15 protein-coding genes are annotated in these 15,149 nt (G+C 70.6%); 9 read left to right on the forward strand and 6 right to left on the reverse strand.

Annotation, left to right across the window (positions count from 1 at the left end; genetic code table 11):
* The first annotated feature begins 212 nt into the window (after window positions 1-212).
* Window positions 213-974, forward strand: a complete 762-nt coding sequence (locus AOK01_RS09385; RefSeq protein WP_055510508.1) for a carbohydrate ABC transporter permease — start codon at window positions 213-215, stop codon at window positions 972-974.
* Between the two features lie 137 nt (window positions 975-1,111).
* On the forward strand, window positions 1,112-2,842 hold the full coding sequence (locus AOK01_RS09390; RefSeq protein ID WP_055510440.1) for a carbohydrate-binding protein: 1,731 nt from the start codon (window positions 1,112-1,114) through the stop codon (window positions 2,840-2,842).
* Here the strand turns inward: AOK01_RS09390 and AOK01_RS09395 are convergent.
* Window positions 2,839-3,675: a helix-turn-helix transcriptional regulator gene (locus tag AOK01_RS09395; RefSeq protein WP_055510442.1), complete on the reverse strand. Its 837-nt coding sequence runs from the start codon at window positions 3,673-3,675 to the stop codon at window positions 2,839-2,841. The two genes, AOK01_RS09390 and AOK01_RS09395, sit on opposite strands and share 4 nt — an antisense overlap.
* Before the next feature lie 55 nt (window positions 3,676-3,730).
* Between AOK01_RS09395 and AOK01_RS09400 the strand changes: the two genes are divergently transcribed.
* Together AOK01_RS09400 and AOK01_RS44365 are read left to right on the forward strand one after the other, a co-directional pair.
* Window positions 3,731-5,113: an MFS transporter gene (locus AOK01_RS09400; RefSeq protein WP_245702189.1), complete on the forward strand. Its 1,383-nt coding sequence runs from the start codon at window positions 3,731-3,733 to the stop codon at window positions 5,111-5,113.
* Between the two features lie 201 nt (window positions 5,114-5,314).
* On the forward strand, window positions 5,315-6,268 hold the full coding sequence (locus AOK01_RS44365) for a hypothetical protein (RefSeq protein ID WP_079103291.1): 954 nt from the start codon (window positions 5,315-5,317) through the stop codon (window positions 6,266-6,268).
* A gap of 21 nt (window positions 6,269-6,289) precedes the next feature.
* Here AOK01_RS44365 and AOK01_RS09410 read toward each other — a convergent pair whose 3' ends face one another.
* Window positions 6,290-7,195: an NAD-dependent epimerase/dehydratase family protein gene (locus AOK01_RS09410; RefSeq protein ID WP_055510445.1), complete on the reverse strand. Its 906-nt coding sequence runs from the start codon at window positions 7,193-7,195 to the stop codon at window positions 6,290-6,292.
* 74 nt (window positions 7,196-7,269) lie between these two features.
* Window positions 7,270-8,139, reverse strand: a complete 870-nt coding sequence (locus tag AOK01_RS09415; RefSeq protein WP_055510447.1) for an alpha/beta fold hydrolase — start codon at window positions 8,137-8,139, stop codon at window positions 7,270-7,272.
* Between the two features lie 72 nt (window positions 8,140-8,211).
* On the opposite strand from AOK01_RS09415, the gene AOK01_RS09420 reads away from it, so the two are divergent.
* On the forward strand, window positions 8,212-8,694 hold the full coding sequence (locus AOK01_RS09420; RefSeq protein ID WP_055510449.1) for a MarR family winged helix-turn-helix transcriptional regulator: 483 nt from the start codon (window positions 8,212-8,214) through the stop codon (window positions 8,692-8,694).
* A gap of 31 nt (window positions 8,695-8,725) precedes the next feature.
* Here AOK01_RS09420 and AOK01_RS09425 read toward each other — a convergent pair whose 3' ends face one another.
* Window positions 8,726-9,904, reverse strand: coding sequence for an FAD-dependent monooxygenase (locus tag AOK01_RS09425; RefSeq protein WP_055510510.1), 1,179 nt, complete (start codon window positions 9,902-9,904; stop codon window positions 8,726-8,728).
* Window positions 9,905-10,100: 196 nt separating this feature from the next.
* Between AOK01_RS09425 and AOK01_RS09430 the strand changes: the two genes are divergently transcribed.
* Window positions 10,101-10,898 carry a class I SAM-dependent methyltransferase gene (locus tag AOK01_RS09430; RefSeq protein WP_055510451.1) on the forward strand — a complete coding sequence of 266 codons (798 nt, stop codon included), beginning with the start codon at window positions 10,101-10,103 and terminating at the stop codon, window positions 10,896-10,898.
* Window positions 10,899-11,062: 164 nt separating this feature from the next.
* Here the strand turns inward: AOK01_RS09430 and AOK01_RS40885 are convergent, their stop codons facing one another.
* Window positions 11,063-11,311: a hypothetical protein gene (locus AOK01_RS40885; RefSeq protein WP_157871236.1), complete on the reverse strand. Its 249-nt coding sequence runs from the start codon at window positions 11,309-11,311 to the stop codon at window positions 11,063-11,065.
* A gap of 31 nt (window positions 11,312-11,342) precedes the next feature.
* Between AOK01_RS40885 and AOK01_RS40890 the strand changes: the two genes are divergently transcribed.
* A complete protein-coding gene (locus AOK01_RS40890; protein ID WP_055510455.1) occupies window positions 11,343-11,687 on the forward strand; it encodes a hypothetical protein in 345 nt (114 codons plus the stop codon).
* A 13-nt stretch (window positions 11,688-11,700) separates the two neighbouring features.
* Here the strand turns inward: AOK01_RS40890 and AOK01_RS09445 are convergent, their stop codons facing one another.
* Window positions 11,701-12,663: a LysR family transcriptional regulator gene (locus AOK01_RS09445; RefSeq protein WP_055510457.1), complete on the reverse strand. Its 963-nt coding sequence runs from the start codon at window positions 12,661-12,663 to the stop codon at window positions 11,701-11,703.
* A 118-nt stretch (window positions 12,664-12,781) separates the two neighbouring features.
* On the opposite strand from AOK01_RS09445, the gene AOK01_RS09450 reads away from it, so the two are divergent.
* On the forward strand, window positions 12,782-13,627 hold the full coding sequence (locus tag AOK01_RS09450) for an alpha/beta fold hydrolase (RefSeq protein WP_055510459.1): 846 nt from the start codon (window positions 12,782-12,784) through the stop codon (window positions 13,625-13,627).
* A 20-nt stretch (window positions 13,628-13,647) separates the two neighbouring features.
* Window positions 13,648-15,078: an MFS transporter gene (locus AOK01_RS09455; RefSeq protein ID WP_245702190.1), complete on the forward strand. Its 1,431-nt coding sequence runs from the start codon at window positions 13,648-13,650 to the stop codon at window positions 15,076-15,078.
* The last annotated feature ends 71 nt before the right edge of the window (window positions 15,079-15,149 follow it).

A 15,149-nucleotide genomic window follows, 5' to 3' on the forward strand; every position in this document is an offset into this window, starting at 1 on the left:
ATCGTCATCGCCCTGGCCTTCGGCCTGTTGCACATCCACACCCAGCGCAGGCAGGAGGCATGAGCACGGTGAAACCCGCCGCCACCCACCCCGGCACCCGTCCCACCACCCGCCCCGGCAGCCGACGCGCACCGGCCCTCGGCCGGTCCCGCAGCCGGGCCCGCGTCCGGGCCCGGTGCAACACGGCGATCGCCCTGGTACTGACCGCGCTGATGCTCCTGCCGGTCTACTGGATGGTCAACGTATCCCTCACGCCACAGCACGAGATGCGGTCGTCCACTCCCTCCCTGCTGCCGCTCCACCCGACTTTCGAGGGTTACCGGGCCGTTCTGGACGACCAACTGCCCTATCTGGGCACCAGCCTGCTCATCGGCCTGGGAACCGTCGCGCTGACCCTGGCCATCGCCGCCCCGGCCGCCTACGCCCTCTCCAAGCTCCGCGTCCGCGGTGGGAACACACTGGGGTTCATCCTGGTCATCGCCCAGATGATTCCCGGCATCGTGATGGCGATGGGCTTCTACGGCGTCTACCTGACCCTCGGCATCCTCAACACGTGGTGGGGACTGATCATCGCCGACTCCACCATCGCGGTCCCCTTCGGCGTCATGATCTACACCGCGTTCATGCGAGGCATCCCCGACGAACTCATCGATGCCACGAAGATCGACGGAGCGAGTCCCTGGCGCACCTTCCGCTCCGTGATCCTGCCCGTCAGCCGCAACGCCACCGTCACCGTCGCCCTCTTCAGCTTCCTGTGGGCCTGGTCCGACTTCGTCTTCGCCAACACCCTCGCCGGCGGCAGCTCCCTGCAGCCCATCACCCTGGGCATCTACCGCTACATCGGCAACAACAACCAGGAGTGGAACGCCATCATGGCGACCGCCGTCGTCGCCTCGGTCCCCGTCGCCTTCCTCCTGGTCCTGGCCCAGCGCTACGTCGCCGCCGGCATGACCGCCGGCGCCGTCAAAAGCTGATCCACCAAAAGCTGATCCACCCGCCGCGCACCGAACCGGCGAGCGGCAACAGCACCACTCGTCCACTCACTCGTCCACCCATCCATCCCGTCCACCCATCCATCCATCCATCCCACCCGCACGGAGGTCGATCCCGCATGCGCTCACACACCCTCGGCAGGGGCCGGGCCGTCACAGCGTCCTTGCTGGTCACAAGCGCCCTGTTACTCTCCGGCACCCTCACACCCACGCCGGCCCACGCCGCCGGCGGCACTCTCACCGTCGACGTCTCGTCCCCGTTCAAACCCGTCACCCGGGTCGCCGCCGGAGGGCTCTACGCCCTGAAGGACGCCTCCACCCCACCCGACGACGCCCTGCTCCAGGCGCTCCGCCCGCACACCCACACCCAGCCGGCCCCCGGCGTCCAGCAGAAACCCAACGGGCAGCCCGCCGGAGGAGACGCCCTCGTGGTCGCCGGCAAGGCGGAGCGCACCGGCGCCGGCGAGATCATCCGGATGCCCGACATCTACCCGGACTTCCCCTACCGGTGGGTGAGCTGGGACGACTGGCTCGGCAAGGTCGACACCATGGTCGACAAGCGGCTGGCCGCGACCGGCGCGACCAACATCCGCGGGTGGGAGCTGTGGAACGAGCCCGACTGGACCTGGAACACCGCTGCCGCCGGGCCGTTCGACGACGGCTGGGCCCGCACCTTCAAGGCCGTACGCGCCAAAGACAGCGTGACCCCGATCGTCGGACCGAGCGACTCGGCATACAGCTCGGCCCGGATGCGGGACTTCCTGACCTCGGCCAGGGCATCCGGCACGGTCCCGGACGTCATCTGCTGGCACGAACTCGTCTCCCGTCCCGACCTGATCGCCTCCCACGTCGCCGACTACCGGGCCATCGAGGCGGATCTCGGCCTGACCCCTCGCCCGATCTCGGTCAACGAGTACGGAGCACCGGCGGAGATCGACGTCCCCGGCCGCATCAGCAGCTACATATCGAAGCTCGAACGCGCGAAAGTATGGTCCGCGGACCGTGCGTTCTGGTACGAGTACGGCACGTTCAACGGCCTGCTGACGACCTCCGCCTACCAGCCCACCGCCTCCTACTGGCTCTACAAGTGGTACGGCGACATGGCGGGCAACATGGTCACCACCACACCCTCCTCCCTCAGCGGGCTGGACGGCTTCGCCTCCTACGACACCACCCGTAAAGCCGTCGACGTGGTCTTCGGCAACGAAGCCGGCACCAACACGGTCAATGTCAAAGGCCTGGCTCCGCTCGGTTCCACGGTCAAGGTGACCCTGCGCTCGACTCCCGGTTCCGGACGCACCACAGCCGTCACCGCTCCGACGACCGTCTCCACCACGACCCACCAGGTCTCCAACGGGGCGATCAGCGTCAGCGTCCCCAACATGAACGCCGACGCCGCCTACCAGCTGGCGATCACGCCGGCCGGCGCCGCCACCGACTACCAGCACCGCTACGAGGCCGAGAACTCCTCCGTCTTCCGGGCCGAGAGCCTGTCCTCCGCCGGCGCCTCCAACGGCGGCTATGTCGGGCGCATCGACAACATCGGTGACGCCCGCACCCACTCCTACGTGGACTTCGTCGTCAACGTGCCCACATCGCGCGCTTACCAGCTGTCCATCGGCTACGCCAACGGCACCGGCGCGGCAGCCACCCAGGGCCTCGCCTACAACGGCGGCGCCTGGACGACCGTCAGCTACCCGCCGACCGCCGGCTGGGGGCAGTTCGGGGCCACGGTGTCCCAGACAGTGACACTGCGGGCCGGGTACAACGTCATCCGCCTGGCCAAGGGCTCGCCGGGCTTCGCCGGCGGCACGGGTTACGCGGAACTGGACTACATCCAGGTCGACTAGGAAGGCCCGCTCGAAACATGTGCCGGGGCGGGGATGCCTCCCCGTCGCCGGCTCACAGCGGCCGAGGATCCGCGCTCGCCGGGGCCGATGCGATAGGTCCCCGGTGTCTGGCCCATGGTCCGGCTGAACGTGTCGATGAACGCGCTGGTCGTCGACCACCCGCACTGCCGTCCCGTTTCGCTGACGTTCGCTCCTTCCGCCAGCAGCACCATGGCGTGGAAGACCCTGACGTTGGTCCGCCACTGCGGATACGTCATGCCGAACTCGGTCCTGAACAGCCGGGCCAGGGTGCGCTCGCTCACGCCGATGCGCTGTGCCAGCCAGGCCGCCGTCCGCGGATGCCGCAGGTCGTCGGTCACCAGCGCGCACGCCTGCCGCAGCAGGGGGTTGCCGGGGGTGGGCAGCGTCAAGGGCTCGATGAGGGCCCGCCGCAGCCGGTCCCGCAGGACGGCGCGCAGGCGGCGTGCCTCCGGCTGCGGTAGGCACGGTTCGCTGCACGCGATGATCAGTTCGCGTACCAGGGCGTCCACGGCCACGACGACCGGTGTCCCGGACCTGAGCAGGACGTCGTGGGCGGGGAAGCCGAGCGTGTGCACGGAGCTGTGCCCGTGCACCCGGTGCTGATGCCAGGTCCCCGCCGGAATCCACACGGCGCGTGCGCTGGACGCAACCCAGGACGCCTCGCCCGTCTGCACCGCCAGCACACCGGCGCTGACGTAGAGGAGCTGGTGGTAGCCATGCTGATGCCGGCCGATGACCTCACCCGCGAGGTGGGCGTGGGTGGTGTCCCTGGGCTCCGCCGCCGCCTTGTGCGCCTGGCTGTTCTCCGACATATGACGGCAGAATAACGGAAGCGGCGCGCCGGGTGGTCCTGCCAGCGTAATGACCATGTCCACGACGCCTCACCCACCGCCACCCGATCTTCCGCCCGGCCTTCCTCCTGTCGTCCCGCCCCCGCCGAAGGCCCGGACGGCCTCCGGTCCGCGCCGGATGGTCTCCGGTCTGCGCGGCTTCGCGCTCGACACCCGCCCGTTGGCCTACCCCGTCTTCCGGCGCCTGCTGATCGGGCAGAGCGCGGCCTACGTCGGGACCATGGTCACCGCGGTCACCATCCCGGTGCAGGTGTACTCGCTGTCGCACTCGTCGCTGTCCGTGGGGCTGACCGGACTGGCCGGCCTCGCGCCGCTCGTGGTCTTCGGTCTGTACGGGGGTGTCATCGCCGACCGGTTCGACCGCCGTGTGCTGTACCTGGCATCGGCGTTCGCCACCTGGGCGACCACGCTGGCCCTGCTGATCCAGGCGGTCGCCGAGCTGCGCTCGATACCTGTCATCCTCGTCCTCGTGGCCGTCCAGGCAGGCGCGTTCGCCATGTCGTCCGCCGCCCGCGGCGCGATCATTCCCCGCGTCGTCCCCACGCCTCTGGTGCCCGCCGCGAACACGCTGTACTTCACCGCCGGCAACGTCGGGCAGGTCGCGGGCCCGCTGGTGGCCGGCCTCCTCATCTCCCTGCCGAACGGCTACTCCTGGGCCTACGCCGCCGACGCCGTACTGTTCTCGCTCCTGCTGTACTCGGCCCTTCGCCTGCCTCCGGTCATGCCGACCGGATCAGCGGTCCGGACCGGCGGGCTGCGTGCGGTCCTCGACGGGCTGCGCTTCATCACAGCGGCCCCCGTGCTGTGGATGTCCTTCGCGGTCGACATCGCGGCGATGACGTTGGCCATGCCCACCGCCCTGTTTCCGCAGGCCGCGGAGACGCGCTTCGGCGGAGGAGTGGGACTGCTGTACTCGGCCATCGCCATGGGGTCCGTCGCGGCGGGGCTGTGCAGCGGCTGGATCGGCCGCGTACGCCGTCAAGGCCGGGCACTGGCCGTCGCGGTCACCGTCTGGGCAGCTGCCATCGCTCTCGCGGGCACCGTCCACCATCTCTTCGTCGCGGTGGTCCTGCTGGCCGCTGCCGGAGCGGCGGACCTGGTCAGCGCCGTCTATCGCGAGACGATCCTGCAGACCTACGCGCCTGACGCGATGCGCGGCCGTCTGCAAGGTGTCTTCACCGTCGTCGTCGCGGGCGGTCCCCGCCTCGGAGACCTGCGCGCCGGCGCGATGGCCTCCGCCACCGGCCTCGGCGTCGCGTGGACGGGCAGTTCACTGCTCTGCATGTTCGTCGTCCTGGCCGGCGCGCTGCTCGTCCGGCCGTTCTGGCGCTACGACGTCACCGTGGCGCAAGACCCGAACCACGGCGAGACGCGGGCGCCGGCAACGCCGCCGGAGTGAGGTTCGGGCCGGGCGTTCGCGGCGGAATCGGCGGGATCGACGACTGACCACGGGGCGATCCGGGAAGGCCAGTTCTGTTGAACTGCCCTCTAGAATCGGCTTGTTGGCTGACGCGCTGGTGACGGTACCCCGGCTCACGACGGGTGGTCGCCACGCCCGACCGCCCGACCGCGCCCGACGACTTCGGAGAAGGAGCACAGGATGCAGGACCGGCCCGAAGACGTCCCGGCACAGCCCGAACCGCAGGCACCGCCCCCAGCCGACTCGGCCACTCCGCCCGACCCGGCCACTCCGCCCAGCTCGGCCACTGCGCCCGCGAGTCCGCCCACGCCCGAGAACCAGTCGCAGGCGCACCACCAGCCGTCACCGTCAGCGCCGCCGAGACCCGAGCCAGCGCCGCCGGGCCCGTACGCGAGCCCGCAGCCGGCGAACAACTACGGGCCGCCGCCCGCCTATCCTCCGGCCCAGCAGTACGCGTACGGGCAGCCGTCCGGCTTCCCTCCGCCGCCCGGGCGCAAGGGCACCGCGGGGCGTGCGGTGCTGTGGGCCGCCGTGGGTGCGGTGGTCGCCTCCGCGCTGTGGGCCGGCGGGATCTTCCTCTTCGACCCCCTCGGCGACGACCCCGAACTGGCGGGCTACCGGGCCAAGTCCAATCTCTGCTCCTCGGTCGACTATTCCACGCTCCGGGACGAGTACGCCGAGAAGGACGACTCCCCCACGCACAACTCGCTGAAGCACAAGGCCATCGATCAGAGCTACTGCAGCATCTCCCTGAAGACAACGTCGAGTTCCTCCTACGCCGACGCATACCTCTCCGTGCAGATGGATCTCCACAAGAAGACCGATCCGGCCGCCGAGTTCACCGCCCTGTGGTCGGAGTACCACCAGCGTTACGAGGACTACGAAGTGGAGGAGGTGTCCGGCTTCGGTGACGAGGCCTATCTCGTGACCGAGGACACCACATCCGGCTCGGCCGCCACCAGCGGCAGCCGGTCGGTGATCCTCGCGGTGCGCGACGGCTGGATGACGTACCAGATGAGCTGGAGCGTCTATACGTCGTCCTACGAGACGACCACTCCGCCCGAGGTCGGCGAGGTCTCGCGATGGGTGAAGTCCGACACCCGGTCGACACTGGAGAACCTCCGGACCGACTGACCGACTGACAGGCTGACCGGCTCAGGCGCTCTGCTGTGCGGCCTTCCAGGCGCGGTAGTGCCGTTCGGGCGCGTCGGTGAAGGAGACATGGTGGGGGCGCCAGCCGAGCAGGCGATGGGCTTTGGCGCTGGAGACGAGTTCGTCCTGGTCGGCGGCTGTCTGCAGCATGCCGCCGGCTTCGGCGCTCTCCATGATGATCTCTCCCGTGTAACCGGCGGCCCTGACGGCGGCGCGCTGCAGATCCAGGGCACTCAGCCGCTGGTCGTCCGCGATGACGAAGATCTCGCCGTCGACGGCGGCGGGGTTGGCGAGGACACGGACATAGGCGTCGGCGAGGTCGTCGACGTGTATCCAGCTCCAGCGCTTGGTGGTGTCGCCGTAGAAGACGGGTTTGCCGGCCTCGGCGGCGGCGAACCACTGCCCCGTCATGGAGGTGGTGGCCGGGCCGCCGTACATGAAGCCGGGGCGGACCACGGTGTGGGCCAGGCCGGTGGCGGCGAGTTCCTTCTCCAGGGCGAAGCGGAAGCCGAGCGGGCTGTCGGGGTTGCCGGGGGTGTTCTCGTCCATGAGTGCCAGACCGGTGCGGCCGTAGGAGGAGATGCCGGTGGTGAAGACGAGGTGGCGGAGCCGGGCGTCCCGCTCCCGCGCCGCGACCAGTTCGGAGATCAGTCGCTGGTCGGTACCGATCGGATCGCTCATGTCGAGGAGCAGGTGCACCACCGCGTCCGTACCGTCCAGATGGCCGCGCCACGTTTCGGGTCGGGTCAAGTCGCCCTGTACGACAGTGACTTCGTTGACAGCGAGGTCGCGGGCGGCCGGGGTGGCAGGGTCGCGGGTCAGGCCCAGGACGGTGTGCCCGGCGCGGGCCAGGGCGGTGGAGACGCGGCGGCCGGCGTAGCCGGTGGCACCGGTGACGAGGATCTGCATCGTGCTGCTCCGTGTTCGCTGAGGTGTGGGTTCGCTGTCGCGTGGATGCACTGAGGTGTGTGGGTCCGCCACGGTCAGGCGACGGGTTCGGTGGTGAAGAAGTGGGTGAGCCGGCCGACCGTCCCGTGGGGGTTGTCTGCGGCGAAGGTGTGCGCGGCGTCCGGGACGGTGTCGGCGCGTACGTCGCTCGCGGCCTGGCGGGCACCGTCCAGCAGAACCTGCTGGGGCAGGCCGAACTCACCGTTCAGAACGAGGACGGGCATCCGGACCGGCTTGCCCGCGCGGGCGGCCCGGCCGTCTTCGACGAGCGTGACGTAGTGCTCGAAGCCACCGCGCATCGCGTCGGGCGCGGTGTAGGCGCGCAGGAGTTCGTCGCGGTCGGCGCCGGTGATGCCGCCGCGGCTCATCATCGACCAGAAGCCGGAGAGGTACGACTCCTCCTTGTCGCGGGTGAGCATCGCGGCCAGTTCGCTCCGGGCGTGGAAACCGAAGTGCCATGAGCCGCCCGTAGCCGGGTTCATGTGCTCTTCCAGGCCGTAGCCCGGCAGGAACGCCTCACTGAGCACCAGCCGGGTGACGTCCTCCGGGTATGCCTGGGCCCAGGCGTGAGCGGTCATCGTGCCCACGTCCGTGCCGACGACGAACGCCCGCCGGTGTCCCAGGTGGTGCAGGAGCCGGTGGAGGTCCTCGGCCTCGTCCCGCTTGGTCCAGTGCCCGGCGGGGACGGCGGAGTCCCCGGAACCGCGCAGGTCCGGCGCGATCACCGTGAAGCCCTGCTCGGCCAGCAGCGGCATCAGGGCCCGCCACTCGATCCAGGTGAACGGCCACCCATGAAGCAGTACCGCCACGGGACCGGATCCGCCGATCACGTAATGCAGTCGAACGCCGTTGACGTCGGCGTATGCGTGCGAGAAGCCGTCGGGTGCCTCGGACGGACGCGGCATACCCACCTCCTTAATTGCTTGCTTCAGCAATAATGTCGGCAGTTCCTTGCCTCGTCAAATACACTGACCGACATGGCTGCCGACGCCGATCCCGCCCCGCTGTCCCCCGACCAACTCCAGCTCTGGCAGAGCCTGGGCCGTCTGGTCCACTCCCTGCCCCGCGCGCTGGAGGACGACATGTCCCGTACCGGCGTCACGATGACCGAGTTCGCCGTCCTGTTGATCCTCAGTTCGGCACCCGGCCACCGCATGCGCATGTCGGCGCTCGCCGACGCGGCCGGCCTCACCCCGTCCCGCATCACGCGCCTCGTCGACGGGCTGGGCAAGCACGGGCTGGTCAGCAAGGAACGCCACGGCCACGACGGCCGCGGCAACGAAGCCGTCCTCACCGACAGCGGCCTGCGCACCATGCGGGCGGCGCGGCCCGCGCACCTGGCCAGCGCCCGCCGCCGCGTCCTCGACAGGATCCCCGACGCCCTGGTACCGGCGCTCGCGGAGACGCTCACGCAGCTCGCCGACGCGCTGTCCCGTGAGCGCGGTCCGGATCGGGGCTGACGGAACATTCACGGCCGCGCACCTGGAGCGGTCAGGGCGCGGCCGGCTCGTCACCGGCGCCGGCCGCCCACCCGGCCGCCTGCGGCATGAACCTGTTCCCGGCCGCGTACGCCGCCATGCGGGCGTTGCGCGCCTGGGCCTCGGGCCCGTCCGGCAGGTGGAACTCCTCGCCCGCCCGCGCCGCGCCTGCCTGCACGCTCGTGGCGGTTGCCAGCCGTCGGCGCACGTACGCGTCGAGCGCGTCGGGCACATCGGCCGGCGTCGCGTCCGTGAGGACGTCGCCGAGCACGGCCGCGTCCACGATCGCCTGCGCCGCGCCCTGGGCCAGGAACGGCACCATCGCGTGGGCGCTGTCGCCCAGCAGGGTCACTCGCCCGACGTTCCACCGTGCGAGCGGGGCGCGCGTATGGATGCCGTAGCGGAACACCTGCCCCGCGCGTTCCAGGACGGCGAGCACGCGGGGGTCCCACCCCTCGAACTCGCCCGACTGCTCCCCCGGTTCGGCCCGGGCGGTCCACGACTCCTGTGCCGCCTTCGCCGTGAACACGGCCACCATGTTGAGCAGTTCACCGCGGCGCACCCAGTAGTGGACGAAGTGCCGGCTCGGGCCCATCCAGACGGCGAGCTCCGGGAGATCCAGGTCGGCCACCTTGCCTGCCGGGAGCAGCGCCCGGTAGGCGGCGGTGCCCGAGAAGAGTGCCTCGTCCGCGCCGAAGAGCCACTGGCGGACGGCGGACCGTATCCCGTCGGCGGCCACGACCAGGTCGGCGCCCAGGCGCTCACCGCTCGCCGTGGTCACGTAGGCGGCCCTGTCGTCCTGGTCGATGCCCACGACCGTGGTGTCCAGGCGCACCGATCCGGGCGGCACCGCGGTGGCCAGAACCTTGTGCAGGTCAGCCCGGTGGACGAGCAGGTAGGGCGCCCCGAACGCGGCCTCGACCTCGGGTCCCAGTACGTGGCGGCAGACGTCGGTCCCGTCGGACCAGGTGCGAAAGCGCACCTCGGAGGGGCGGAACGCGGACGCGGAGACCGCGTCCAGCAGGCCGAGCCGGCGCAGTACGCGGGTGGCGTTGGGCGCGAGCTGGATACCGGCACCGATCTCGGTGAACCGTGGCGTCTGCTCGACCAGCGTCACTTCATGGCCCGCGCGGCGCAGGCTCAGCGTCGCCGCCAGTCCACCGATGCCCGCTCCCACGACGATCGCCCGCACACCGAACCCCCGCCCCCGGCCCACAGACGTGGGCCATAGACACCCCCTACCACCGACACCGGCCGACGTCACCCCCGACGACAGCGCCGTACCCCGGACGACCGGACCACCGGTCGGCCGGCCACCTGTCCCTGAGTGGTGCCTCAATTCCTTAATTCGTTGGACAACGCGGGGGCCGGCGGCGAGCGTTGACGAAATGCAGCAGGAGGAGATCTGGGACGCCGACGCCGCTCAGCGGTACGACACGCCCGGCACCGGCATGTTCGCGCCCGAGACGCTGGAGCCGACCGTGGACCGCCTCGCCCACCTCGCGGGGGAAGGGGCCGCTCTTGAGTTCGCCATCGGGACCGGACGGGTGGCCGTACCGCTCGCCCGGCGCGGAGTGCCCGTCACCGGCATCGAGTTGTCACTCCCGATGGTGGAGCAACTGCGCACCAAGGCGGACGCTGCGACGATCCCCGTGGTCATCGGTGACATGGCGACGGCTGCCGCGCCCAGAGCCCTCAACACGCCCGGCATCCCGGAGGCCCCGGGCGCCCCGGGTGCCCCAGGTGAGTACAGCCTGGTCTATCTCGTCTACAACACGATCTCGAACCTGCTCACCCAGGCCGAGCAGGTCGAGTGTTTTCGAAACGCCGCCCGGCATCTCACGCCCGGTGGCCGGTTCGTGATCGAGCTCTGGGTACCCGAGTTGCGCAAGCTCCCGCCAGGCCAGACGGCCACCGTCTGGCGGTCCGACCCCGACTACGTCGGCCTGGACACCTACGACGTCCTGCGCCAGCACGTCGTGTCGCACCACTTCCGGTTCGACGAGACCGAGCGGGCGCGACTGTTCCGCAGCCCGCACCGCTACATCTGGCCGGCCGAACTCGACCTCATGGCTCAACTGGCCGGATTCGCGCTGGAGACCAGGCACGCGGACTGGGGCGGGGCCCCGTTCACGGCCGAGTCGCGTTCTCACGTCTCCGTCTACCGGATCCCGCCGACGCGGTAGCCGTCTCGCGTCGTCGACGCACTTCGATGACCGTTTCAGAAATGAACCGTTGCCCTCTCCGCCCCGTCTTGATGGTTGAAGCGGAGACGCGACGAGAGACGACTCGTGGTGCCGTTGAAGCGCATGAACGTACACAGGAAGGCTGCCGGAGTGCTGTTAGTGGATCAGAGGGCGAGAAGGGTCGGTTCGATCGCGGGGGTCGCAGTGGCGGCGGTCGTGGGGCTCGCGGGGTGTTCGGACGACAAGGACTCGGCCTCGGACGAGAAGTCGTCAGCGAGCAGTTCGTCCGCGAGCAGCTCGCCCGCATCCGACGCGGAGAAGACGGGCGATGACGCCTCGGCGTCATCGGGGGCTTCGGCCGCCGACCAGTCCACGGCCGAGGGGGCTGTCGCCGCGTGGGTCGCCGCGGTCATCAAGGGTGAGCCGAAGGACGCGTGTCTGGTGATGGCGGACCCCGCCGCCGACTCGAAGCCCGCGAAAGTCGGCAGTGAGGAGACATGCGCCGACGACGCGCCCGAGAGGAAGCAGATGGACAAAACCCTCGGGTCGATCCGTGAGTCGTTCACGCCCGAGCCGGCCACCGACGACCCGAAGGTGGACGTGACGAAGGTCCCGCCGACCGGCGACACGGTGGTGTTCCCCGCCGACAAGATCAATATCGACGGGCAGACCCTCAAACAGGTCGTCCTGTCCCACTCCACCGGGGTGACGGCGGACCAGCTGGAGATCAGCGTCCAGGCCGGCAAGATCGAGGACGCCTGGTACGTGACGAACCTCAAGATCAGCTAGCTATCGGCATCAACTAGCTGTCGGCCAGGTCCTGTCCACGCTGCTCGCAGTGCGCGCCGAGCCGGTGGTCGAGTGCGGCTCCGACGTCGGGGCAGTTCTTCCGGATGATGTCGAGGAAGGCGCTCAGTGCCGGGGAGCGATCCCGGGCGGTGAAGGACAGGACCAGGTCGGGCAGGGGCGTGCGCGGGGTCACCTCGCAGAACCACGCTCCCGGGCGCGGGGCCGCCAGCATGCGGGAGGGTCCCAGACCGACACCCACCCCGGACGCGGCGAGCCCGATGATCGTGTGGATGTCCCTCGCGACGGTCGCACCGCCGAGAGCAGGGGAATCCTCGCCCAGCAGTGCGCGCAGCCCGGCGCCGACGACGGGCTCGTCCTCGCCGGGCGCCACGATCAGCGGCTGCTGTCGCAACTGGTCGACACTCACCGACGGTTGGCCGGCGTAGGGGTGCGCGGTGCTCACGACAGCGATCAGATGGTCGTGCCCGACCGGGACGGACACCAGGCGCTCGGCTCCGGCACCCCGTGGACGGCCGAGCGTGATCGCCACGTCCAGTTCACCGGCGACGAGCGCGGCGGTACTGCGACTGGTCGCCATCTCATGGAGTTCCAGCCGCACATCGGGCCGCTCGCGCCCGAACCGGCCCAGGACGGTCGGCAGGGGTTCGAGCAGGGCCGAGGCGATGAAACCCAGCCGAAGCCGGCCCGTCTCACCGCGCGCGGCCCGTCCCGCTTCGACCACGGCCGCCGCCACCTCGTCGAGCGCCCGCCGCGCCCGGGCGAGGAACGCGTCGCCCGCCGCCGTCGGGAACACGCCCTGGCGCGTACGGTCGAACAGCCGGGCCCCGACCTCGCGCTCCAGGTCGGCGATCTGCTTGGACAGCGGAGGCTGCGCGATCCCCAGTGCGCCGGCCGCCCGGCCGAAGTGTTCGTGCTCGGCGAGCGCGAGCGCGTACCGCAGATGTCGCGCCTCCATGATCAGCCTCCATGATCGACCTCCATGATCGACCTCCGTCGATATCTCAGAAGTATCGTCACCCAGCTTGTCAGATCTTTCGCTGGATGACAGAGCCGTGGTGATCTGAGATGGAGGCATGACAGACCTTCCCCTGACCGGCACCGTTTTCGTCTTCGTCCACGGTGCCTGGCACAGCTCCGGGCAGTGGGCGCCCACCCAGCGCGCCCTGGCCGGACTCGGCGCGGCGAGTGTGGCCGTCGACCTGCCCGGGCACGGCTTCGACGCGCCTCTGCCCACCGGTTACCTCCTGCCCGGCCAGCCCGGTCTGCCGACCGAGGAATCCCGGCTCGCCGCTCTGACGACGGACGACTGCGCCGAGACCGTGGTGGACACGCTGCGCCAGGTCCGCCACCACCCGCGTGTCGTACTCGTCACGCACAGCGCGGGCGGCGGCCCTGCGTCACTGGCCGCCGAGCGAGCACCCGAACTCGTCGACAGGATCGTCTACTTGTCAGCTTTCGTCCCTGCTGGACGCCCACGGTTCTACGACTATCTCGGCTCACCCGAGAACGCCACCGCGCGGGGGCAGACCCTTCACGTCGGCGATCCGCAGAAGCTGGGCGCCGTACGCATCAACCCGCTCTCCGCCGACCCGGCCTACGTCGAGGAACTGCGGCAGACCCACTATCACGACACGCCCCGCGAGCACTTCGACCGCTGGCGCACCGCGCTGAGCCCCGACCTGCCGCTGGCGATCCCGACGACCCCGGTCACCGTGACCGCGGCCCGGTGGGGACGGATCCCGCGGACGTTCCTGCGCTGCGCGGACGACCGCGCACTGACGCCGGCCGTGCAGGACCTGATGATCGCGGAGGCCGACCGGGCCATGCCGGACAATCCGTTCACCGTACGCACCCTGCCGGGCAGCCACAGCCCGTTCGCCGCCCGGCCGCGCGAACTCGCCGCGGCACTCGTCCTGTGAGCGGCCCTCGTCCTGTCCCCGTGAACAAGGGCCGGTCCGTGGGCGAGGAGCGGTCCACGGGCAAGGAGCGGTCCATGGGCGAGGAGCGGTTCGTCCTGTCCGTGGTGCTCAGCGCGACCTTCGTACAGCTGCTCAACGTCACCATCGCCCAGGTCGCCGCCCCCGCGATACGGGACGACCTGGGCGCCGGGCCGGGGGCGGTGCAGCTCGTCCTCGCCGGCTACACCCTGACGTACGCGTGCCTGCTCATCACGGCCGCGCGGCTGGGTGACCGGTACGGCTACCGTCGGCTGTTCGTACTGGGCACCGTGGTGTTCACGATCGGCTCGGTGGCCTGCGCGTGCGCCCCCGACACCGCAACGCTCATCACGGCCCGGCTGCTGCAGGGCGCGGGCAGTGGCCTCGTCGCCCCGCAGGTCCTGTCGATCATCCAGGTCGCCGTCCCGGCGGCGCGGCGGCCACGTGCCCTCGGCCTGTTCGGCGCCACGATGGGAGTGGCGTCGCTGGCCGGTCCGCTGATCGGTGGACTCCTCGTGGGCGCCGACCTGTTCGGACTCGGCTGGCGCCCGATATTCCTGGTCACGGTGCCGGTAGCACTCGTCTCCCTGGTGGGGGCGCGCGCACTGCCCCGTACACGCGGCGCGGACGGACAGCGCGTCGACGGGGCGGGCGCGGTGCTGACCACCGTGGGATTCGGCGCGCTCGTGCTGCCGCTGGCACTGGGACGGGAGGCCGGCTGGCCGTGGTGGACGTGGGCCGGTTTCGCCGTGTCCGCGGTCTCTCTCGGATACTTCGCGTGGGCCCTCTCCCGCCGGCCGGACCCCCTCATCCATCCGTCCGTGTTCCGTGACCGGACGGCGCGATGGGGAGTTCTGCTCGTGTTCGTGTTCAACGCCGGGGTGCCGTCGTTCACGTACCTGCTGTTCCTGCATCTGCAGTCCGCCGCCGGGTATTCCGCTCTCGCCGCCGCGCTGACCTCCGCGCCGTTCGCGGCCGCGGCCGTCCTGGGCAGCCGGGGTGCGCCCGCTGCCGCGCGGCGTCACGGATCAACCGTGCTCACGGTCGCGTCGCTGGCCCTGGCGGGGATGGCCCTGGCGCTCGCTCCGCTCGTGGGGTCCTCGACCGGACGCTGGGTGGCGTTGCCGGTGCTGGCCGTCGGCGGCGCCGCGTTCGGTTCGTTCACCGCCTCGGCGTTCACGCTGGTGCTGGCAGGGGTGGGTGGCGCCGCGGCCGGTTCGGTGTCCGGGCTGCTGCCCACCGCACAGCAACTCGGCGGGTCGATCGGGGTGACGGCGGCCGGCCTGGCCTACTTCGCGCCCGCCGCCGGCCCGGCCGACGCGATCCGGCACGCCATGACCTACGAGGCCGCCGTCTTCGTCGTCACAGCGCTGATCAGCCTCCGGCTACGGGACGGGTCGGCGACGCGCGCACCTCGGTCCCCGGCCCCCTGACCCCGGCTCCCACTCCCACTCCCACTCCCACTTCTACTTCTACTTCTGCGAGGGCGTCCCTTTCGGTGCTG

This window comes from Streptomyces aurantiacus (assembly GCF_001418335.1).
Lineage (GTDB): Bacteria > Actinomycetota > Actinomycetes > Streptomycetales > Streptomycetaceae > Streptomyces > Streptomyces aurantiacus.